This window comes from Streptomyces sp. NPDC001135 (genome assembly GCF_053598395.1).
The window spans coordinates 97833-118793 of record NZ_JBSFKD010000015.1 but is presented as its reverse complement, the minus strand read 5'-3'; the positions used below and the strand labels follow the sequence as shown (position 1 = coordinate 118793).

Genomic DNA, 20961 nt, shown 5'->3' with positions numbered 1-20961 from the left:
GTCTTCGGTGCCCATGGGGCGAACGTAGGCAGGCCCGTCTGCCCCGGCCACTCGTCCGCCGCCGACCGGGGCGTGGACCGCCCAGGGCCATTCGGATGTGTTGTGGTGGCGGTCACCGCGGGCGGCCCGCACGCTGGGCGACGTGGACGAGTCGCCGTGCACGGGCCGGCGGCGGAACTCCGGGAGGACCGTGTGACCGCTACGTCGCCCGACACCGACGCACCACCGGCCCGCTACGACGACCTGCGCGCCCTGGTGCTCAACTGCACCCTCAAACGCTCACCGGAGACGAGCAACACCGAGGGGTTGATCCACCGGAGCACCACCATCCTGGAAGGACAGGGGGTGCATGTCGACGTCGTACGTGCCGTGGACCACGACATCGCCACCGGTGTGTGGCCCGACATGCGGGAGCACGGCTGGGAGACGGACGCCTGGCCCGAGCTGTACCAACAGGTCCTGGCGGCCGACATCCTCGTGCTGGCCGGCCCCATCTGGCTCGGTGACAACAGCTCCGTGATGAAGCAGGTGATCGAGCGCCTCTACGCCTGCTCCAGCCTGCTCAACGAAGCCGGGCAGTACGCGTATTACGGCCGTGTCGGCGGCTGCCTGATCACCGGCAACGAGGACGGCGTCAAGCACTGCGCCATGAACGTCCTCTACAGCCTGCAGCACCTGGGCTACACCATCCCGCCGCAGGCGGACGCCGGATGGATCGGCGAGGCCGGTCCTGGCCCCTCGTACCTCGATCCCGGCTCGGGCGGCCCGGAGAACGACTTCACCAACCGGAACACCACCTTCATGACCTGGAACCTCCTGCACCTGGCCCGCGCCCTGAAGGACCTCGGCGGCATCCCCGCCTACGGCAACCAGCGCACCGCCTGGGACGCCGGCTGCCGCCGCGACTACGAGAACCCCGAGCACCGGTAGCGCGATGCCGGAGACAAGCCGCGGAGGGCCGTCGGACTCGGAGCCACCCAGTGGATCACGCCGCCGAAGACCGGCCGAGAAGCATGCGTGGGAGCAACCGAAGCGTGTACTGGCCGGTGGGGCGGCAGCGGTGTCGAAGGCAGCCGCTCGTGCCCGTACGGCGGCGCTGCGCATCGGGCGACTGCCCGCGCCCCCGGGGCCGTTCCGTCCCGGGTTCTGGCGCAGTCCGATCCGGGGGCCTTGGCTTACGTCGGTGTTCGGCTGCGTGCTGCTGGCCGGCATTCCGCTGCTGTTCGTCACCGGACTGCTGTCCTACGCCTCCTACAACCCCGAGCTGAGCCCTCTCAACGACGAGACCCCCGACAAGGGCGTGCTGGGCTTCTACCTCTTCGACTGGCCCACGCATCCGTACTGGCTCTACCGACTGCTCCAAGGCGTGCACGTGACGCTGGGCGTCGTTCTGGTGCCGGTCCTGCTGGCCAAGCTGTGGTCGGTGATCCCGAAGCTGTTCGAATGGCTGCCGGTGCGCTCCCTCGCGCATGGACTCGAACGGCTGTCCCTGCTCCTGCTCGTCGGCGGCGTCATCTTCGAATTCGTCACCGGCATCTTCAACATCCAGCTGTACTACGTCTTCCCGGGCTCGTTCTATCGCCTGCACTTCTACGGCGCCTGGGTGTTCATGGCCGCCTTCGTGGTCCATGTGTGCCTCAGACTCGGCCGGATGACCCGGGCCCTGCGCTCGCGCAGCCTGCGCGCGGAACTGCGCACCGATCTCGCCCACACGGTGCCCGAACCCCCTGATCCGGACGGCTTGGTGGCGGCGGTCCCCGCCCCACCGACCATGACCCGCCGCGGCGCGGCGGGCATGGTGGGAGCGGGATCGCTGCTCCTCCTCGTCGTGACCGCCGGGCAGAGCATCGGTGGCCGGCTGCGTGCCACCGCGCTGCTCGCACCGCACAACCGGGATCCGGGCGTCGGCCCCAACGGCTTCCAGATCAACAAGACGGCGGCAGCCGTCGGCGTCACACCCGCACTGGTCGGCCCGGGCTGGCGGCTGGAGGTCCACGGACGCGGAGCGCCACGGATCCTCACCCGCGAGCAGCTCCTGGCGATGCCTCAGCACGCCGCCGCCCTGCCGATCGCCTGCGTGGAGGGATGGTCCACCGAGGACCAGCACTGGAGCGGCGTACGGCTGGCCGACCTGGCCGCCCTGGTCGGCATGTCCGACGCCGGAAGCGTTCTGGTGCGGTCCATCCAGCCCCCTGGCCCCTTCACCAGGGTGGTGCTGCGAAGCAACCAGATCAACGACTCCCGGGCATTGCTCGCCCTCCGCGTCAACGGCGCGGACCTCTCGCTCGACCACGGCTACCCGGCCCGCATCATCGTCCCGGCCAACCCCGGCGTGAACAACACCAAATGGGTCCATCGGCTCACCTTCAGGGCGTGACCATGGCACGATTCGTCCGCTGGTACGGCTCCGGCCCCCTGCATCTTCTGGTCCTGATCGCCTCGTTCGCCCTCACCGGCTACGCCACGGTGCGTCTGTTCGCCGTCCAGCCGCAGGAGGTGGCGATCTGGTTCGTCGGTGCGGCCGTCCTCCACGACCTGATCCTGCTGCCCCTGTACTCGCTGGCCGACCTGTCGACCCTCTCCGTACTGCGGCATCGAGCGGTCGACGGACCGATGGTCCCGTGGATCAACTACCTGCGCGTCCCCGCCTTCCTGTCCTGTCTGCTCCTGCTGGTCTGGTTCCCTCTCGTCTTCCGTCTGGCGGCCCCCTACCCCGGCGACACGGGGCTGCCCGACAGCGTCTACGTCAGTCGGTGGCTGGCGATCACCGGCGTACTCTTCGCCGGCTCCGCGGTGGCGTTCGCGGTCAGGCTCCGCCGCTGCCGGCATGCCCGCCGCACCGACGAGGGCCCGTCCGGCCCAGGGCGTGGCGGCACATCGTGACGACCGACGAGGGCGCACTGGACGCCGCCGACGAGGACCCCTGCGCGCTGGCCCCGCAACCCGGCCTCGGCCCGGTCTGTCTGCGGCTGCCGTGCTGGAACGCAGCGTCGGCCCCGACCTCGACGTCGGCTGCGGGCCGGCCCGGTTGTGCAGAGAGCTCCTGGGCCGAGGAGTCTTCGCCCTCGGGGTGTGCGCGGCACCCCGAGATCGTTCAGGGACCGGGTGCTCGTACGGGGGCATGCTCCGCATCCGCGCGGCCAGTGCGCGAGCTTCCACGGCACTGGTCTGCCGGGTCCCTGAGCGGGCCCTGTGGATCACACAGGCCTTCTGGCGGCGGAGCCAGTGCAGGACCACGGTCTCCCCTCGCTGCTCAGCCCCGCCGGACAGAGATCAGCCGCGCCACCACGGCCGGCTCCAGCACGGCCGCGATGAGGTAGAGGCCCCTCACGTCGGGGTCTTGCCCCTGACCTCGTCCTGGCTGCCGCACAGAAGGCGGCACCGGTGCCAGGGGCCGCGGACGACTGACGCATTATCCCGACAGCGAGGGGCGCGCCGTCGGAAGAGTCAGCAACGGGGCCGGTGTGAGTCCTCGAACCGGATCGCCGGTGATCTGGTGGAGGTCCAGGTGGGGGACTCCGACCCAGTGCTGCCGGTGGCTCGGGCCGCCGATGCGGGCCGGGTGGGGCAGGTGGAACGGCCAGTGGGGGCCCGTATCTCGGTGCAACCGCTACTGGTTCGCCCCCTGACGCCCCCGACCGGGGCCCCATTCGAGGACCCCGACGCCACTGCACCCGTGACCCGCTTGCTGGCCTGTGCCACAGGGCGCCGCCCCGGTTCCGGTCGCAACCCCTGCTCCACCCGCAGCACGAAGGACGCCAGGCCGACTCCGGAACGCCGGCGGGTTCTCCGGCCGGACCGGGCGGGCGGCCTCTCAGCGGGGAGACGTGCCAGCTCACAGCCCTGCCCCTCGATCGCGTGGTGGCAGGCATGGGTGGAAAGTGAAGGGGTAACCGAAGCGCCGTCGGCCCTTTCACAGCGGGCCGTGGCACGAGTTCGAATCCGGGAGGGGACCTACATGGCGCTCATGAGCACGCTGGACACACAGACCACCGAGCTGCCCGAAGTCGCCGACCCCACCCGGGTGGCGCCCAAGGATGCCCGCGAACTCTCCCGGTTGTTCTTCGAACAGCTGGCAGTGCTGGAGGAGGGCACGCCCGAGTACAGCTACGCGCGCAACACGCTCATCGAGATGAACATGTCCTTGGTCCGCTACGCGGCCGGCCGGTTCCGCAGCCGCGGACCGGAGGAGAGGGAGGACATCGTCCAGGTCGGCATGATCGGCCTGATCAAGGCGATCGACCGGTTCGAGCTGTCCCGCGAGGTGGAGTTCACCTCCTTCGCGATCCCCTATGTCGTCGGGGAGATCAAGCGGTTCTTCCGCGACACCACCTGGGCCGTGCACGTTCCCCGGCGGCTGCAGGAGGCCCGCGTACAGCTCGCCCAGGCCACGGAAGAACTGCGAAGCCGGTTGGGCCGCACGCCGACGGTCAAGGAACTGTCGGAGCTGATGAGCCTGCCCGAGGACGAGGTGATGGAGGCCCGTCTGGCCGCGAACGGCTACAACTCCTCCTCCCTGGACGCCGCCATCGGCGGCAGCGAGGACGGCGAGAGCGTCCTCCAGGACTTCATCGGCGTCGAAGACACCGACCTGGAGTTGGTGGAGGACTTCCACTCCCTGGCCCCGCTGATCGCTGACCTGGATGAGCGCGACCGGCAGATCATCCACATGCGCTTCGTGGAAGAACTCACCCAGGCCCAGATCGGCGAGCGCCTGGGCGTCTCCCAGATGCACGTCTCCCGGCTCCTGTCCCGCTGCCTCGCTCGCCTGCGCGAGGGCCTGCTCACCACCGGCTGACAGCCAGCTGTCCGCACCCGGCCTGATGCCCGCCACAACCGTGGCGGGCATCAGGCGTTATCCGGCGCACGGCCCCGAGGCCAGGGGTGCAAGGCGTCGCGAGCGGTGGGGTGACAGGCTACGACGTCATCGAGACCGACGATCTGGAAGAGACGTGCGACGGAGGCACTGGGTGCTGCCCGCCGTAACCGGCTCCCGGCGCTTCGCGCGGTTCGGGGGTGGTGGTGAGAGCGTTGATGCCGCTGGAGTCCATGAACGTGACGTCGTCGACGTCCAGCACCGTCCGGTACGAGGCGACGCCGTGAGCAGCTGCGGCATCCCGCCCCTCGGCTGGGGTCTCTGAGCGGATCGTGCGCCCCGACCCAGGAAGGGCGACCGCCATTCGAGTGGGCACTCTTCCTCCCTTACCTGCGGTAGAAGCACACACACCCTCCATGGAGGAAAACTGTCATGGCGACAGTAGACATTCCGCCGATGCGGGGTTAGCGTTGTCTCCGTACCCAGAAGTCGAAGTAGGTACAGCAGGTACGAACTGCTGTACAGGTAGACCAGAAGGACACGGCCCCCGTGGGGCTGTGAGCAGCACCCGCGGTATCCGCGCAATCGAAAGGTAAGGAGCAGAACGCCATCAGGATCGCCCGGGCGAGGAAGCAGTCCGCCCGGGTACAACGCAAGGCCCCGGATTGGAAGGTGGTCCCCGGTCACGCATTCGCGATCCCCGCAGCCCCGCCCTCCCGGGCGGCACCTGCGGAAAAAGAAGGCCGGCGCGGAGCGCCGGTAGATGGTGTTGAAAGCTCGGGGCCCGGGTGCCAGTACGGCACCCGGGCCCCCCGACGCGTCCCCGAAAGAAGAGGTCTATGCCGCCTGCCGGTTCCCGTCCCGTCGGCCCTCTCGACGATGATGACTATCCCGCCTACACCATGGGCCGGGCCGCCGAGATGCTCGGCACCACCCCTGCCTTCCTCCGTGCCCTCGGTGAACACCGCCTGATCACCCCGCTGCGCTCCGACGGCGGCCATCGCCGCTACTCCCGGTACCAGCTGCGCATCGCCGCCCGAGCCCGCGAACTCGTCGACCAGGGCACCGCCATAGAGGCCGCCTGCCGCATCGTCATCCTCGAAGACCAGCTCGAAGAGGCGCAGCGCATCAACGAGCAACTGCGCGCCGAGGGCGGCAAGCCTCAGCCGAGGACATCAGCCTGATCAGAACGCCCGAACCTGAGGGAACCGATGCACTGCCGGCGGACGCGGCCGCTGAGGGACCGCACCGCCGTTCGGCGGCTCAGACGGGCTCAACGCGTCAACCGAACTCCGCCGGAAGAGAGAACCGCGAGCGGGCGTGATGCAGGTAGTGGGTGACGAGGGGCGAACCCGGGGAAGAAGGACCGGCAACCGATAGGAGGTTGCCATGGATGGCGGGGATCTGGAACTGGGGCAGCTTCTGGCCGCCGCTGAGGCGGCACCGCCCGGGGAGTCCGTCGAGGTACTTGCGAATGACCTGCGCAAGCGCTTCGGGGCGGAGCGTGTGTCGTTCCTGTTCGTCGACCTCGTGGGTCGGCGGCTGCTGCGCCTGACCACACAGGCCGAGGATGACATGGGCGGCGCTGCCGAGCGGATCGACCTGGAGGGCAGCGTCTACGACGCAGTCCTGCGCACCCAGTGCCAGCGCGTGGAACCGGACGGCCAGGGCGGGCGGCGCGTGATCTCGCCGGTCACCAACCGCGGCGACTGCATCGGTCTGCTGGAGGCTACGCTGCAGAACGCCGACGACACCGTGCTCGCGCAGATCGAAGACGCGGCGCACGCACTGGCCTACATCATCGTCACGGACCGCCGCTTCACCGACCTGTACCACGCGGGACGGCGCACCACCCGGACCAGCCTGGCCGCCGAGATCCAGCACCACCTGCTTCCCTCGGCCTCCTGCTGCGAGGCTCCCCAGTTCACCCTCGCGGCAGGGCTGGTGCCGGCCGACGACATCGGCGGCGACACCTACGACTACACACTCGATCGCGACACACTGCACCTGTCCGTCACCGACGCCATGGGTCACGACACCAACTCCGCGCTGCTCGCCACACTCCTGGTCGGCGCTATGCGCGGCGCCCGCCGCAGCGGCTGTGACGCACTCCAGCAGGCGCAACACGCCCACGACGTCCTGCTGACCCACAGCCGCGGTCTGGCCACTGGCCAATTGCTGTGCATCGGCCTCACAACGGGGACCTGCGAACTGGTCAACGCAGGGCATCCCCGGCCCCTGCGCCTACGCAAAGGCGCCACCGAGGTCGAAGAGGTCCAGCTCGCAGTCAACCTCCCCTTCGGCGTGGCAGCCCCCGCCTCCTACCATGTCCAGGAACTCCATCTTCTCCCCGGCGACCGTCTGATCCTGCTCACTGACGGCATGCAGGAACGCGGCGCCGGAGCCGTCGACCTGGCATCCCTCGTGTGGGACACCCGCACCTCACATCCCAGGGAGGCCGTGCGCAGCCTGACCACCGCGGTACTGGATGCCTGTCGGGGAAACCTCAGGGACGACGCCACTGTCCTCATCCTGGACTGGCACGGTCCGCGGCGCGAAGACGGGTAGGGTCCGGTTCGCTGATGTCTGTCTTCACTGCCCCCACAACAGATCTCCCGCTGAACGTCTTCGCCGACTCCAGCACGCCGCTGAGCAGCGCGGGCGGAGGGTACCCTGCGGGGCACCTTCCGACCGCAACCGGTCTCCGTTCGCAGCCGGCGCCGACATCGGCGCGCTTGGCGTAGACCACCTGCACGGTCAGGTCGTTGGTGGGGCGGCGGCGTGGTGGGGCAGGACCGCGTGCAGTTCAACCCGGAGGGCCTGCTGCAGCTGCGTCGTGTGCCGTGACGGGGTCCGTCGCAGGGCCCGCGTCCTTCACCGTGGCGCCGGCGCCCTGCCCGGCTTGCGATCAACCGGGAAACGCCTTGGATGGAGGCAGGCGGCATCTGCACGCAAACCCTCGCTGACCAGGCGTGCAACGCGTCGCAGGGGGCCTGGCGTTTCGTGCAGAGCCGCGAGAAGGGACGGGCCATGCGCTGGAGCATCGTCCGCACCGAGGAGATCGCCGTCGCTTGCGACGTCGTCAACGGCTGGACCGTTGTCGAGGTCGACGGCGAGGTGGACATCCACACCCACGCCTTGATCCGTCAGGCAGTCATCCGGCTGCTGGGTGAGGGGCACCGCCACTTCGTCCTCGACCTGTGCTTCGTGCCCTTCCTGGACTCGATGTTCCTGGGCACCGTCGTGACGCTCACCAAACGCATCCGGGAACGCGAGGGCTCGCTGCGGATCACGTGCCCCTCGGCTCGGATGCGCACCGTCTTCGCGCACGGCGGCCTGGCCGACGCCTACGAGTTCTACGACTCGCCGCAGGAGGCCACCTGCCAGTCGCCGGCCCTCGACGGCCTGGCGCACTGGCCCGGTCCCGCACGCTGAGGAACCGCTGTGGAACGAGCCGGGGCCGGTCAGACCGCGGTGGGTACCGCGGCGCCCAGGCCCCGGGCGGCGACGAGCTGGGCGCCGCCGTCGGCGAGCCGGTAGCGCAGGCCGACCACGGCGACCCGGCCGTCGGCGACCCGCTCGGCCAGCACACGGGAGCGGTCCAGCAGCAGGTCGACGGTGTGCCTTATGCGCTCGGCGAGGACCTCGTCCGCGTCGAAGCGGCCCGCGGCCGTGGCCGCGAGCACGCTGGGGGTGACGCGCGAGCACCCGGACGACCCCGGGCAGCGTTGAACCCGCCCCGAGCTGGACGTGGTCCGGGTGGTACTCCGGTCGCTCGGGCAGCAGGACCGCGAATCGGTCCCAGAAGCGGTTCCGTCGGCCATGCCGGGCCGGGCACTCCGCCACCACCTATGCGGGCCGCCTTCTTCCCGCCCATGGAGAGGCCGCCGCTGAAGCGTCCGTGGCTGAGGGCTTGGTGGAGGGTTTCCCGGCAGTCGGTGAGGGTGTCGACGCCGACAATGCCGTGGTCGAAGCATCCAGGGCCTGGCGGAGTGTGTCGCCGGTGTGGTGGTCGATCTCTCCGGCCAGGGGCACTCTGCGGATGCCGTCGACGGTCGTGGACACGACCGACAGCGGGCCTGGCTGCCCAGTGGGTCCGGTATTGGTCATGGCTGCCTCGGCCATGCTGGTGATCCTGGCATATTCACACTCTCGTACGCAGTGCCGCCCGGCACGGTACGGGCGGCTTCTTTGCGTGGCACAGCCAACAAGGCGGGCAAGGCGTGAACCCCGCCTGCGGGGGTACGTGCCGGGCATCGTGAACGGGGAATGAATGGCGGGCTGTGATGGGATCAGACCCGCAAGGGGAGGACGACACCGCGCCTGACGCCCAAGTTCTGCAGACCGGCGTAGCGCTGGAGGGGGACGGGACCTGCATCGCCCAGGCCCGCCATCTGGCCGCAGGTTTCCTCACCCGCGCTCAGAGCGCACACGGTGTGACGGTCTCTCAGCGTGCCGTGGACCTCACCCAGCTGGTGGTCAGCGAACTGGTCACCAACGCCCGCAAGTACGCGCCCGGACCCGTACTGATGGAACTGCGGATCATGGGCGAAATGGTGGAGGTCGTCGTCTGGGACTCCGACCCGGTGCTGCCGGTGGCGCGTGCCTCGGACGCCGACCGCATCGGGCAGCACGGTCTGGAGATCGTGATGGCCGTCGCGCAGGGCGTGGAAGCCCGGCGCGAGCCGGTCGGCAAACGCATCACCGCCCGCATCGCCCTCGCCTCTGGCCCGGCCGGCACCGGCCACAAACCCTAGGAAACGTGGCCGGCTACCGCGGGCTCGCCCGCGTTCACCATCACGGCCGTGCCGGCTGCCACCGCCCGCTCCCTGCGGCACCCTGGCGCAGGGGGTACTGCTGTGTGAGTGTGGAGGAAGAACCTGTCTGGTCCGGTGAGAGCCGGGACCTCACCTTCGACATGGCACTGGTGACGTTCATGGACGCCGCAGGTCTGAACCTGCGGATGGTCTGAGCCGGGGCTGAACTTCTTGCAGGAGATCAGCGGGCTACCCCCCGAGGTGGAAGGTCCCGAATTCCGTGAGCACCGGGGCCTGCGGGAATTCAGAATCCGGACCGGGGCGAAAGTCGATTGGGCCGATCCTGCTCGGTGCCGTACAGTTCACCGTACCGACGCGGGGTGGAGCAGCTCGGTAGCTCGCTGGGCTCATAACCCAGAGGTCGCAGGTTCAAATCCTGTCCCCGCTACTCAAACGTGAAGGCCCGGTATCCACCGGGCCTTCACTGCATGTGGGCCGGTTCGGACCTGGCTCTCGGCGAACAGGGCACCGCGGTCGCAGAAGGCGTCAACGCACTGGGCTAACGCAACGGACGTACAGTACGTGACTGAGCGCCCCGCCCCGCCGGGTTGAAGCATGGCAGTTGGCCGTCGGATGGTCGTACTGGGTGTGGCTCCGGACTACCGAAATCCGAGGTTCGGGTCGGTGCAGGCCAGCTCGCTGCTGGCGACCCAAAGGCGAGAGGCGACGGCCGGGTCGGCCATGTGGGAAGGGACGGGACCTTGGCCTGCCCCAGGAGCGCGGCGGGCAAGGCGCGCAGCCGCTCGCCGGGGGTTGTCACGCTGACCTGCGGGCGGGACGGGGTGAGGGAGTCCGGTCTCTCGACGCGGCGGGTCGTCGACGGCGACCCCGCGTTGTGGACCACCGCGTCGAGATGATCGAGGTCCAGTCCGTCTGCGGCGGTCATCGTGACGGCCAAGGCGGAGAAGTCCTTTCGGTGGAACGTCGAGGGGATCGAACCGCTGATCCTGGCGGGTCTGATCCTCGTGATGGCGACACCGGCGTACGTGTGGCGGCGCTCGACGCGGCCGGGCGACTATGTCCCGTTCCAGGAGGCGCGACGCTCTCTGTGGCCGGCGCCGTCACCCACCCCGGTGCGCGGCCCCTCCTCCGTACCCTCCGCAGTCAGGGTCGCCCGCACCCGCTGCTCCTCGCGAGCAGAGGCGACGTCCCGTTCCAGGGGTGTGCGGCTCACGGCTGTCGCGAGGTCTTCCAAGGCCCGTTTTTGCAGTTCCGCCTCGCGCCGCACGACCGGGCTCCCATCGCCGGCGGCGTCCTCCCACGCGTGGAGCGCCTCCTCCACGCGTCCCCAGTCCGGATTCCTGTGCTCGCGCACGGCGATTGCCGCCTTCGCGGTGTCCGTCTCCAGGGCCTCGGCGAACCGCTCCGCCTCGGGGACGAAACGGCTGTCGGCCCGGGGGACGTGGCTCTCCATGAGCATCGCTGCCCGGCCGAACCCCTTGAGCGCCTCCTGCGCCTCCTGCGCCTCGCGCGACGTCAGACCCCTGGGGCGGACCGGTTCCTGCCGTGCCCGGTCGTATGCCTCCTGCCAGGCGGCACGTGCCTCCCTGCTCTCCAGCAGTGCCCTGCGCATGTCGGCGTGATGCTCCCGGGTCGGTTCGGCGTAGTTGCGGAGCACCGTGGCCGCGTAGCGGCCGTTGGCGGCGAGCCAGTCCGCAAGCCGGCCCGGCAACCGGGGTGTCTCCCATGCGGGGAACACCACGTACGCCAGCATCGCCAGGGCCCCGCCGAGCAGGGTGAGCACCACCCGCTCCGGGACTGCCTGCTCCCATGCCTGGCCGCCCATGCCGAGCAGGAAGACGACGTACGCGGCGGTGAAGCACTGGGAGTAGGCGTAGCCGGTACGGTTCAGCGTGTACGACAGGCCCGCCGAGACCACTGCCAGCGCGCCGAACACATGGGCATCCGGTCCCAGGGCCCGCACCATCACGGTGGCGAGCGCGACCCCCGCCAGGGTCCCGGCGAGACGGGCCACCGCACGCGCGTACGTCCGGTGGAAGTCCGGCCGCATCACCATCACCGAGGCGATGGGCGCCCAGTAGCCGTGGCCCAAGGGGAGCCGGGCGGCGATCAGATAGCCGAGCGTGGCCACCGCCGCCAGGCGGACGGCGTGCCGGAACACGGGCGAGTCCCGGCGGAGCTCACGGCGGACCGCCCGTACGACGACCGGGACCAGCCGGAGCATGGTCGGGCGCACCAGGAACTGGGCGCCGGCGAGGCCGGGCGGCGTGGGCGTCCTCCTGCGCGCGCAGCCGCTCCCGGCGATCTCCAACGCCTCGCCGAGCAGTTCCACGAGCCGCTCGGCGGCCTGCCGCGCGGGGCCCTCCAGCACCTCGTGCTCCTCGTCGACGCGCAGGACGTCCATGCTCCCGGGCCGCACCTCGGCGGGAGTGCCGCGGCGGACCGTACGGGCGGCCGCATCCAGGACGTCGGCCGCCGCGTCGAGCAACTCCCGCGCGCGGTCGCGCCCGGGTCCCTCCGCCGGGGCGCCGACGTCCGGGTCGGCGAGCGCGGCGACGACCGGCCGAATGCGCTCGGCGAGTCCCCGGGGGCCGTGCAGGACGGGGGGACGGGTGCGGGCCTGTGACGGCGTCACGGCAGCCGCGTCCCGGGCCGTCATCAACGGCTCCGGGTCGAACGGGGCGGTCGGGTCGTGCCGCAACCGGCGGGCGTAGTCAGCCACGGCGGCCAGGGCGTCGGCGAGCGCGTCACGATGCGCTCCCCAACGCCGGATCGGGAACAGCAAGATCAGCACGGCCTGCGTCACGCCCCCGAGTGCGATGACCCCGGCGTGCCCCAGGGCGCGCCCGACGCTCGTGGGCAAGGTGATGGTCACCAGCATGCTGCCCACGGTCGTCGCTGCGACGATCCCAGCGGTCGATCCGACGGCCCACGCCATGCCCGCGGCAAAGGCCCATACGGCCAGCAGCGGCAGGAACGTCACGAGTCGCCCCGCCGCCAGGTAGCCCACGAAGGTGCTGAGCGCCAGACCCGCGCCCGCGCCGAGCGCGACCACCTTGCGTGGACGCCAGCTGCGCTGGAAGGTGGCCCCACCCGCGGAGTAGGCGCCGAGGGCGGCGGACGCGGCGTACGCAGGGGAGATCAGCCACAGCGCCGGCCCGATGACGATCGCCACCCCAGCGGCCGTGCGCAGCGCGAGCAGGGGCTCCAGCCGCGTCTCCTCGATCGTGAGCCCGGATCGCACGACCTCCCCGAAGGACCGCAGCCACGTCACGGGTGTCCGCCTGGCCGGAACGCCCTGCCGGGTCGCGTCGGCCTGGTTGAGGTGCGGCAGCCGTCGGGCAAGGAAGCCTCCCACACGGCCCGCTGACTGGCTGGCGGCCGCAGCCGCTGGACGGGGCGCTGCTCCTGCGGACACTGCTGAGCGTCCGCAGTCCGTCCTCCAGGCCGGAGCGCGGGCAATCGTTGTCGGTTCAGGTCCGGCCGGAGCGCGGCGATTGCCCCCAGCCCCGTCCGGCGGACGGGCAGATCGCCACCCGTTCCCCGGACCGGTCCAGGGAAAACAGCGGGCACGGCGGCCCCGGGTCTCTTACCGCTTGTGGCCGTTGCCGTGTCCGTTGGGATGCAGGACCACCTTGGTCCAGCCCTCGTCACGGGCGTCGAAGTGCTCGTAGGCGGTGGGGGCCTCGTCCAGGCTGAGCTCGTGGGAGACGACGAAGCTCGGCTTCGCCTTCCCGCCGGCGATCAGGTCCCGCAGCGCCCGGTTGTACTTCTTCACCGGCGCCTGCCCGGTTCCCATGCGCTGGCCCTTGAACCACATCATGCCGAAGTCGATCGGGACCTTGCCCTGGGCTTCCAGCTCGCCCTGGGCCTCCGCGCCGCCGGGGTCCTGGGGCAGGAACACGCCCACCACGCCGATGTCGCCCGTGAACCTGACCGAGTCGATCAGGCCGTTGAGCGTGAGGCTGGCGTCCTCGTGTCCCTGGGGGTCGTGTGCCTGGTAGCCGACGCATTCGCAGCCGTTGTCGGCGCCCAGACCGAGGGTGGCCTCCTTGACGACCTCCGCCGGGTTCCGCTCGGCGGTGTTGATGGGGATGGCCCCGATCTCCTCCGCCTTGCGCAGCCGGTCGGGCTGGTGGTCGGCCGTCCAGACGCGGCCGGCGCCCTTGAGGAGGGCGGAGTAGGTCGCCATCAGCCCGACGGGACCGGCCCCGAAGACGATGGTCTGGTCGCCCGGCTTGACGTGGGCCATCTCGGTGGCGTGATAGCCGGTGGGGAAGATGTCGGCGAGCATCACGTAGTCGGTCTGCCGCTCGGCGGCGTCCTCGCCCAGGCGCAGCGCGTTGAAGTCTCCGTAGGGCACGCGCAGCAGCTCCGCCTGGCCGCCCTGGTAGGGGCCCATGTCGGCGAATCCGTAGGCGGCTCCGGCGAGGGCCGGTTCCGGCTGCATGGTCAGGCAGTAGTTGGTGAGGCCCTGCTCGCACTGCTTGCAGAAGCCGCAGGCGATGTTGAAGGGCAGGACCACATACTCGCCCACCTGGACCTTGCGGACGGCCGAGCCGACCTCCACGACCTGGCCCATGTTCTCGTGTCCCAGGGTGCGGCCGGACTCGAACGAGGTGCGACCCTCGTACATGTGCAGGTCCGAACCGCAGATGTTGGTGGTGGTGATCTTGACGACGATGTCGCAGGGATGTTCGATCTTCGCGTCCGGTACGTCCTTCACTGTGACCGTTCGCGGTCCTTCGTATACCGCTGCCTTCATGATGGCTTCCCTTGATGTCGCGGCATGGCGGTGCTGGAGAGGGCGTAAAGGGCCTGACGCTCGGAAGTGCCGGCGGGGTCCGTGGCTCCGCAGCCCTCTGCGGGCCGTTCACCCAAATCAGATGGAACGGTCTTGCCGTCGGCCCGCCAGGCGGAGCTTCGGCGCCCCGGCGGCGTTGCGTCCGGGTCCCCGTCGGCCCCCGAGGCGAAACAACCACGTACCGGCCGATCAGCGGAATCTCCGGACCCGGACGACCACCAACCGACGGCACATCTCCGACTGAGGTCACCCGCTAGTCACCGTGGTCGCGCTGCAGCATGCTGCGACGCTCCTGTTCGCGCTTGGAGTAGGCGGCTGCCCGGATCGCCTCATCGCTCTCCAAGCCCGATCCCAGCGCGCCGCCCACCGTGGCGACCGAAGCGACGAACCAGGCCAACGTCCAGTACTCCGTGACGTGCAGCGGCGTTCGTGTCGTGGAAGCGAACACCCGGTCGTTGAGGATGAACAGCGCGCACACCAGGTTGATGAGCATCAAACCCACGTAGCAGACGATCACCCCGATCCCCACGGTCACGATCGTCGAGGCGTTGTAGAGAGCCGCCCTCTTCCCCGCCTCCGGCGAAACCTCATCCGTTCGATGCCACAGGTTCGCGTCCACGATCAGCCAGCCGATCATGAGAGCGACAGACCCGACCATGGCGATCACCAGGCGTGGCGTGCTCAGGTAGGTGGCCAGGTTCCAGATGGTGGAATTCACCGTGGCGACCGCCCCCGTGGCGAGTGCGGCCGCCAGGGCTTTCGACAAGCCCGGCACCAAGCGCCACGGCCGGTTGGCGCGGACCATACCGCCGAGCACCCTCAGGTAACCGCGCGGCCCACTGACGACGTACCGCAGATCGGCGATCTCCTCCTCACCGATCTGGCCCGGATGGACAGGCGCGAGACGACCGATGAAGGGCCCCCGCAGCGGCTGGCTTCCCGGAGGCCCTTCAGCCCCCGTGCCCTGCAGGGCCGCCAAGCTGAGCACGGCTTCTTCCACGGCCTGCCGGGCCCTGGTCTGCAGCCGGAAGCCCCCCAGCGACGGAAGGGACAGCAGCGCCAAGCCGTGTTCGTGACTCAGATCCACCACGAGCTTGCGCCCGTGCGAGTGCAGCGGAAGGTCGGTGAGGGCCACGACGATGTCCCAACTCTCCGCACGCCCGCGGTCCATGATCCGGCGCGTCAACGTGGACAGGTCCTCGGTCCCTGCGGTGAAGGGCTCACTGACCACCTCGACGTCGAACCGTCGTCCCTGGCCTGACCTGTCGGCGAGCCGATCAGGAAGCATCTGGGCCATGCGCTGCGCGATCTCCGTCGGCGTATCCGGATCCGCCAGAAGAGCCACGACCGTAACGTCCTGAGACGACACCCGCATGACTCCTTCTCGTCGGCTGCCCCCGCGATCACACGTGGCCACAGGATGCCCCCGAGGTAACACCGACGCCGCGTGACACGCTGGCCCCTGCCAGCAGGTGCAGGCGGTACGGTCAGATCTCCTCGACCTCCCCCGTGCAGGACCTGTCCCACCACCGAGCCACACGGTTGCGTGCGCCACTACGAGCACCAGCTCCGCGCCACCCGGGCGGCACCGCACGCCGCGCCACCGGACACCCCGCTTCGGTGTCCTGCCCGGAACTGCGCAGGCAGGGGGCAGGCGAAGGCCCCGACTGGTTCGCGGGATCCCAGCCAGGGCCGATCGCGAGTGGGCGCGAAGGGCGGTCGCCTCGCGGCAGGGGCTCCATAGGGCTTCAACCGAACGATCGTCCTCATGGGCAAAGGGTGAGGCCCGGGGACACAGTTCCCTGGTCCGGGGCCCCCTGCCGTGGTCCGATGGCGGTGATGAACCAAGGCCCCGCCTCATGGCGCGACGCGACCTCGCTGGATCAAGGCGAGGAAGGGCCACCCACCCCCCGCAGCGCTGCAGCAGGGCAGCCCGCCCAACTGCTACTGACACCGCTCGCGCAAAAGTTCCAGTGAGGCATCAGCCGGGTCCGCCCAGCACGATCTTCCACACGCGGGTCGCCACCTGGAGGTTCAGCCGGTCCTCGACGTTCGCGAGGTCGTGGCCGCTGATGTCGCGGATGCGCTGGAGCCGATAGCGGAGCGTGCTGCGGTGGATCGCGAGGGAGTCGGCGGTCTCGTCGTAGTTCCCACCGCAGTCGAAGTACCGGGACAGGGTCTCCACCATGGTCGCGTGGTGCCGGGAGTCGTAGTCGATGAGCTGCCCGAGCCACTCCTGGACGAACGTCTCCAGTTCCCGGTGACCGCTGCCGGGTCCCAGGATGCGGTAGAGGCCGAGCTCGTCGAAGAACGACGTGCCGTAGCGCTCGCGGGACTGGCGGCGCACCTCCATGGCGCGCTGCGCCTCCTGGTAGTGGTGGGGGATGTCGTTCAGGGAGTCGCAAGGGGCGCTCACCCCGATCGTCCCGGACCGTGTCCCGGTCTCCCGGGCGAGTGCCTCGTACAACGCGCGGGCGTGCGGCCTGTCGCCAGTGATGAGGACGACGTGGTCGGAGCGGCGGGTCAGCAGCGAGCGCATGCCCACCGCAACGGCCGCCCGACGCACGGTCTGCGCGAAGGAATCGTCCGCGGTCCGGTTCGACCACTGCACCACGACGACGTAGTGGCTGCCGTGCAGGTCGTGTCCGACTGCCTCGGACCGGGCGTAGGCGCTCGGCTCGTCCGTCCCTGCCAGGAGGTCGTCGGCCAGCTCGCCGTGCAGCTTGAGCTCCACTTCGGCCAGATTGCGCAGGTGCGTCAGCTCCAGGGCGAGCGACGCGGCGGCGTGTCCAAGCGCGAGTACGGTGTGCTCGTCGGCCTCGTCCCGGGCATCGACCAGCGCCAGCACACCCAGGATCTCGCCGTGCGGGCGGATCAGGGTGATCAGCCGGTCCCTTATCCGCACCGGCCCGGCCTCTTTGGCGACGGCGTGCAGCATTTCGTCCCGGCGCACGGGGTCCGGTTCGGGATAGGGGACGGGGCGGTCGGGGCCGGTCCAGGACCTCAGCCGACCGAAGCGGTCCTCGAACAGCGCGGGAAGCCCAGTGAGCCCGTGCAGTGCGCGGGTGACAGCTTCCTCACCGCCACCCGAGGCAGCGACGTCGGCCATGAGAGCGTGAACGGCTCGCTCGTAGCCCAGCTCAGCCACCACAGAGATCAGCTGCCGCTGGAGGGCTGTGCGTTCCTCCCGCAGCCGGTGCAGCTCCAGCGCGTCCTCGCGTTGGCGGCGGTGTGCGAAGGCGACCGCCAGTGCAGCAGCGGTGTGCCGGACGAGCATGGCGAGCAGGGATCGCTCGGCCCTGGTGGGCCGGGAGCGGGACGTGACCACGAGGTAGCCGTGGAGTCCCCCAGGTCCGCGTAGCCCCAGGGCGCGGCCCCAGGGCCTGCCGGCCACGGTCACGTTGCCGTCCTGCCCGGCCAGCTCCCGAACCCTCCGGCCCACGGCCAACGCATGCGTCTGCCCGTTCCTCGGGCTGGGGACAAGGTCGCCGCCCACCTTGAGGTATCCGGCCTCGGCGTTGTACGGCCCCGCGGCGACTATGTGATCCATGGCCAGGCGCAGGATCTCGCCTTCGTCCGGAGCGTCGAACTGGGCGCGGGAGAGCGCGACCAGTTCGTGGAGGGCACGGGCGGCTGGGGTGCGAGCGGGCAGGCGGGGCCCCCTGGGCGCGGCCGTGGGGCGCCGCCCGCCGCTGCCCCGCGGAAGGCTGCCCTTCCGGTCGGAGCAGCGGTGGTACAGGCTGTACGCCCGACTGCCGACCATGCGATCACTCCGTCCTTCGGAGGTGAGCGGCTTTCGCGTACCCGGCCCCGGGCCGGCTACCCGAGACGTGTGGGTTCTTTCTCTCGTACTCGTGGGGCGACCGGACCCGTGCATTCCTGACTCGCCAGGCGCAGGCGTGGAGCCACCCGGTTCGACACCCTGGGGAGTGCTCGAGACCCTCCGTGCGCACCCGTGGGAACGCCCGAGATCCCACCTCTACCTGAACGAACGTGATCCGGAGAGTCGACGCAGGCGCCGCACCGGGAGGAGTTCCTCATGGCCAAGGCAGTGGGCATCGACCTGGGCACCACCAACTCGGTGATCGCCGTGTGGGAGGGCGGCGAGCCGTCCGTCGTGCCCAACAGCGAGGGCAACCGCACGACACCGTCCGTCGTGGCCTTCACCGACACCGGGGAACGTCTGGTGGGCCAGCTGGCCCGGCGCCAGGCGATCCTCAACCCCAAGGGCACCATCTACTCGGCCAAGCGGTTCATCGGCCGGCACTTCGACGAGATCTCCGACGAGGCCAGGGCGGTGGCGTACGACGTCGTCGAGGGCGACGGCGGGGCGGCCCGCTTCAAGGTGCGCGACAAGCTGTACGCGCCTGAGGAGATCAGCGCACAGGTGCTGCGCAAACTCGCCGACGACGCGTCCAAGCAGCTGGGGGAGCGGGTCACGGAGGCGGTCATCACGGTGCCCGCCTACTTCAACGACGCTCAGCGCACCGCCACCAAGGACGCCGGACGGATCGCGGGTCTGGAGGTGCTGCGGATCATCAACGAGCCGACGGCGGCTGCCCTCGCGTACGGCATGGACAAGAAGGAGCACGAGACGGTCCTCGTCTTCGACCTGGGCGGCGGCACCTTCGACGTGAGCATCCTCGACGTCGGCGACGGCGTGGTGGAGGTGCGCTCCACCGCTGGTGACAGCCACCTGGGCGGCGACGACTTCGACCGGCGTCTGGTGGACTACCTCGCGGACGACTTCCAGAAGGAGAACGGCATCGACCTGCGCAAGGACCCGCAGGCGCTGCAACGACTGTTCGAGGCGGCGGAGAAGGCCAAGACCGAGCTCAGTTCGGTGACGCAGACGCAGGTCAGCCTGCCGTTCATCACCGCCGACGCCTCGGGCCCCAAGCACCTCACCGACTCGATCATGCGGTCCACTTTCGAGCAGATCACCGGCGACCTGGTGGAGCGTTGCCTGGGACCGGTGCAGCAGGCGATGGCCGACGCGAAGGTCGGCGAGAGCGACATCGACGAGGTCATCCTCGTCGGCGGTTCCACCCGCATCCCCGCTGTCCAGACCCTGGTCCGCCGGCTGACCGGCGGCAAGGAACCCAACATGAGCGTCAACCCCGACGAGGTCGTGGCCCTGGGCGCCGCGATCCAGGCCGGGGTGCTCAAGGGCGAGGTCAAGGACGTCCTGCTGCTCGACGTCACACCCTTGTCGCTGGGCGTGGAGACGCGCGGCGGAGTGATGACGAAGATCATCGAGCGGAACACCACCATCCCGGTGCGCCGCAGCGAGACGTTCTCCACCGCCGAGGACAACCAGCCGGCCGTTGATGTGGTGGTCCTCCAGGGTGAGCGCGAGCGGGCCGCCGACAACCGGGTGCTGGGCCGGTTCCAGCTCACCGACATCCGGCCGGCGCCGCGGGGCGAACCACAGATCGAGGTCACTTTCGACATCGACGCCAACGGCATCCTCAACGTCAAGGCCCGCGACCGGGACACCGGCAAGGAACAGGGCATCACCATCAGCGAGAGCTCCAACCTGGACCGCAGTGAGGTCGAACGCATGGTCCAGGAGGCCGAGCGCAACCGGGGCCAGGACCAGGCACTCCGCGAGGCCGTCGACGCCCGCAACGAGCTCGACGCCGTCGCGTACCAGGTCGAGAAGCGCCTCGCAGAACTGGGCGACGCGGCGCCGGCGCACGAGAAGGCACGCGCCGACATGCTCGTGTCCGACGCCCGGGCGGCGGTCAAGGAAGAGGCTGGTGTGGAGCGCGTGAGGCCTCTGACCTCCGAACTCCAGCAGGTGCTCGCCGGGCTGGCGGCCCATGAGGGCGCCTCCGCCACGGGCGGCGGTCCCGGCCAGGACGCCGCCACCGGCGGTCCCACGGGTGGCGGTGGCGGTGACGATGATGTCATCGACGCCGAGTTCGACAAGGACTGAGGCGCGCCATGCCCACCCACCCCCAGGAACCCGACCGGGCCGCATCGGATCCGGGCGTACGGGTCCCGGAAGGCGCCGGATCTCCTCCTCGCGGGGATCTGCCCCAACCGGGCCCGCCCCGGCCCGAAGCGGCGAACGGCGAACCGGGACCCGATGCCGCCGGCCCCGCGCCTGCCGAGGACGAGTACACGACCGCGATCCGGGAACTGGAGGACCGCTGGCGGCGCGCACTCGCCGACCTCGACAACCTTCGCAAGCGTCACGCCAGGGAACTGGAGCGCGAACGGGCGGTCGAGCGGTCCCGCACGGCGGACGCCTTCCTGCCCGTCCTCGACAACCTCGAACTCGCCCTGACCCACGCCGGCGCCGATCCGGGCGCGATCGTGGAGGGCATCCGGGCCGTACGCGACCAGGCGGTGAACGTCCTCGAACTGCTCGGCTACCCGCGGCATGCGGAGACCGGCGTCGCCTTCGACCCGGCCCGGCACGAGGTGGTCGGTGTCGTCCAGGACCCCGACGCCCCACCGGGCACCGTCGTCGAGGTGCTGCGCCCCGGCTACGGGGACGGCGAACGGCAGCTCAGGCCCGCCGCCGTGACGGTCGCGAAGCGGGAGTGACCGGT

The 20961-nt window shown here is 70.2% G+C and carries 14 protein-coding genes, 1 tRNA gene and 1 pseudogene; 11 read left to right on the top strand and 5 right to left on the bottom strand.

The annotated features are described in order from the left end of the window. Window positions 1-192 precede the first annotated feature (192 nt). The 7 genes from ACWC94_RS19960 (at window position 193) to ACWC94_RS19930 (ending at window position 8251) form a co-directional block, all read left to right on the top strand. Entirely contained in the window at window positions 193-930 is a 738-nt protein-coding gene (locus tag ACWC94_RS19960; RefSeq protein WP_450798078.1) for a flavodoxin family protein, read from the top strand. Between the two features lie 4 nt (window positions 931-934). Next, window positions 935-2377: a molybdopterin-dependent oxidoreductase gene (locus tag ACWC94_RS19955; RefSeq protein WP_450798077.1), complete on the top strand. Its 1443-nt coding sequence runs from the start codon at window positions 935-937 to the stop codon at window positions 2375-2377. A gap of 2 nt (window positions 2378-2379) precedes the next feature. After that, window positions 2380-2883 carry a hypothetical protein gene (locus ACWC94_RS19950; RefSeq protein WP_450798148.1) on the top strand — a complete coding sequence of 168 codons (504 nt, stop codon included), beginning with the start codon at window positions 2380-2382 and terminating at the stop codon, window positions 2881-2883. A gap of 1075 nt (window positions 2884-3958) precedes the next feature. After that, window positions 3959-4798, top strand: a complete 840-nt coding sequence (locus tag ACWC94_RS19945) for an RNA polymerase sigma factor SigF (protein ID WP_450798076.1) — start codon at window positions 3959-3961, stop codon at window positions 4796-4798. An 857-nt stretch (window positions 4799-5655) separates the two neighbouring features. After that, entirely contained in the window at window positions 5656-6000 is a 345-nt protein-coding gene (locus ACWC94_RS19940; RefSeq protein WP_450798075.1) for a MerR family transcriptional regulator, read from the top strand. 205 nt (window positions 6001-6205) lie between these two features. Then, window positions 6206-7384 (top strand): PP2C family protein-serine/threonine phosphatase, encoded by a 1179-nt coding sequence (locus ACWC94_RS19935; RefSeq protein ID WP_450798074.1) that lies wholly within the window; start codon window positions 6206-6208, stop codon window positions 7382-7384. A gap of 462 nt (window positions 7385-7846) precedes the next feature. After that, window positions 7847-8251 (top strand): STAS domain-containing protein, encoded by a 405-nt coding sequence (locus tag ACWC94_RS19930; RefSeq protein WP_450798073.1) that lies wholly within the window; start codon window positions 7847-7849, stop codon window positions 8249-8251. A 29-nt stretch (window positions 8252-8280) separates the two neighbouring features. Here the strand turns inward: ACWC94_RS19930 and ACWC94_RS19925 are convergent. Further along, window positions 8281-8517 (bottom strand): annotated as a pseudogene (locus ACWC94_RS19925) (carbonic anhydrase); the annotation flags it as partial. 585 nt (window positions 8518-9102) lie between these two features. On the opposite strand from ACWC94_RS19925, the gene ACWC94_RS19920 reads away from it, so the two are divergent. Beyond that, complete coding sequence (locus ACWC94_RS19920) at window positions 9103-9573, top strand: ATP-binding protein (RefSeq protein ID WP_450798071.1); 471 nt, start codon at window positions 9103-9105, stop codon at window positions 9571-9573. Window positions 9574-9947: 374 nt separating this feature from the next. Next, window positions 9948-10021 (top strand) — tRNA-Met (locus ACWC94_RS19915). Between the two features lie 627 nt (window positions 10022-10648). On the opposite strand, the gene ACWC94_RS19910 is transcribed toward ACWC94_RS19915, so the two are convergent. From ACWC94_RS19910 to ACWC94_RS19895, 4 genes are all read right to left on the bottom strand, one after another. Then, complete coding sequence (locus ACWC94_RS19910) at window positions 10649-12838, bottom strand: FUSC family protein (RefSeq protein ID WP_450798070.1); 2190 nt, start codon at window positions 12836-12838, stop codon at window positions 10649-10651. Between the two features lie 345 nt (window positions 12839-13183). Continuing rightward, a complete protein-coding gene (locus ACWC94_RS19905) occupies window positions 13184-14359 on the bottom strand; it encodes a glutathione-independent formaldehyde dehydrogenase (protein WP_450798069.1) in 1176 nt (391 codons plus the stop codon). A 292-nt stretch (window positions 14360-14651) separates the two neighbouring features. Then, window positions 14652-15773, bottom strand: a complete 1122-nt coding sequence (locus ACWC94_RS19900; RefSeq protein ID WP_450798067.1) for a hypothetical protein — start codon at window positions 15771-15773, stop codon at window positions 14652-14654. 606 nt (window positions 15774-16379) lie between these two features. After that, a complete protein-coding gene (locus ACWC94_RS19895; RefSeq protein WP_450798065.1) occupies window positions 16380-18161 on the bottom strand; it encodes a PucR family transcriptional regulator in 1782 nt (593 codons plus the stop codon). A 276-nt stretch (window positions 18162-18437) separates the two neighbouring features. Here ACWC94_RS19895 and dnaK point away from each other — a divergent pair, with 276 nt between their 5' ends. Further along, window positions 18438-20339, top strand: coding sequence for a molecular chaperone DnaK (gene dnaK / locus ACWC94_RS19890; protein WP_450798063.1), 1902 nt, complete (start codon window positions 18438-18440; stop codon window positions 20337-20339). An 8-nt stretch (window positions 20340-20347) separates the two neighbouring features. Further along, a complete protein-coding gene (gene grpE, locus ACWC94_RS19885; protein ID WP_450798061.1) occupies window positions 20348-20956 on the top strand; it encodes a nucleotide exchange factor GrpE in 609 nt (202 codons plus the stop codon). Window positions 20957-20961 lie beyond the last annotated feature (5 nt).

What these genes read in the sequence shown, in the direction of transcription:
- ACWC94_RS19955 (WP_450798077.1), top strand. Translation starts at nt 935, where the DNA reads ATGCCGGAGACAAGCCGCGGAGGGCCGTCGGACTCGGAGCCACCCAGT.
- ACWC94_RS19950 (WP_450798148.1), top strand. Translation starts at nt 2,380, where the DNA reads ATGGCACGATTCGTCCGCTGGTACGGCTCCGGCCCCCTGCATCTTCTG.
- ACWC94_RS19945 (WP_450798076.1), top strand. Translation starts at nt 3,959, where the DNA reads ATGGCGCTCATGAGCACGCTGGACACACAGACCACCGAGCTGCCCGAA.
- ACWC94_RS19940 (WP_450798075.1), top strand. Translation starts at nt 5,656, where the DNA reads ATGCCGCCTGCCGGTTCCCGTCCCGTCGGCCCTCTCGACGATGATGAC.
- ACWC94_RS19935 (WP_450798074.1), top strand. Translation starts at nt 6,206, where the DNA reads ATGGATGGCGGGGATCTGGAACTGGGGCAGCTTCTGGCCGCCGCTGAG.
- ACWC94_RS19930 (WP_450798073.1), top strand. Translation starts at nt 7,847, where the DNA reads ATGCGCTGGAGCATCGTCCGCACCGAGGAGATCGCCGTCGCTTGCGAC.
- ACWC94_RS19920 (WP_450798071.1), top strand. Translation starts at nt 9,103, where the DNA reads ATGGGATCAGACCCGCAAGGGGAGGACGACACCGCGCCTGACGCCCAA.
- ACWC94_RS19905 (WP_450798069.1), bottom strand. Translation starts at nt 14,359, where the DNA reads ATGAAGGCAGCGGTATACGAAGGACCGCGAACGGTCACAGTGAAGGAC.
- ACWC94_RS19900 (WP_450798067.1), bottom strand. Translation starts at nt 15,773, where the DNA reads ATGCGGGTGTCGTCTCAGGACGTTACGGTCGTGGCTCTTCTGGCGGAT.
- ACWC94_RS19895 (WP_450798065.1), bottom strand. Translation starts at nt 18,161, where the DNA reads ATGGTCGGCAGTCGGGCGTACAGCCTGTACCACCGCTGCTCCGACCGG.
- dnaK (WP_450798063.1), top strand. Translation starts at nt 18,438, where the DNA reads ATGGCCAAGGCAGTGGGCATCGACCTGGGCACCACCAACTCGGTGATC.
- grpE (WP_450798061.1), top strand. Translation starts at nt 20,348, where the DNA reads ATGCCCACCCACCCCCAGGAACCCGACCGGGCCGCATCGGATCCGGGC.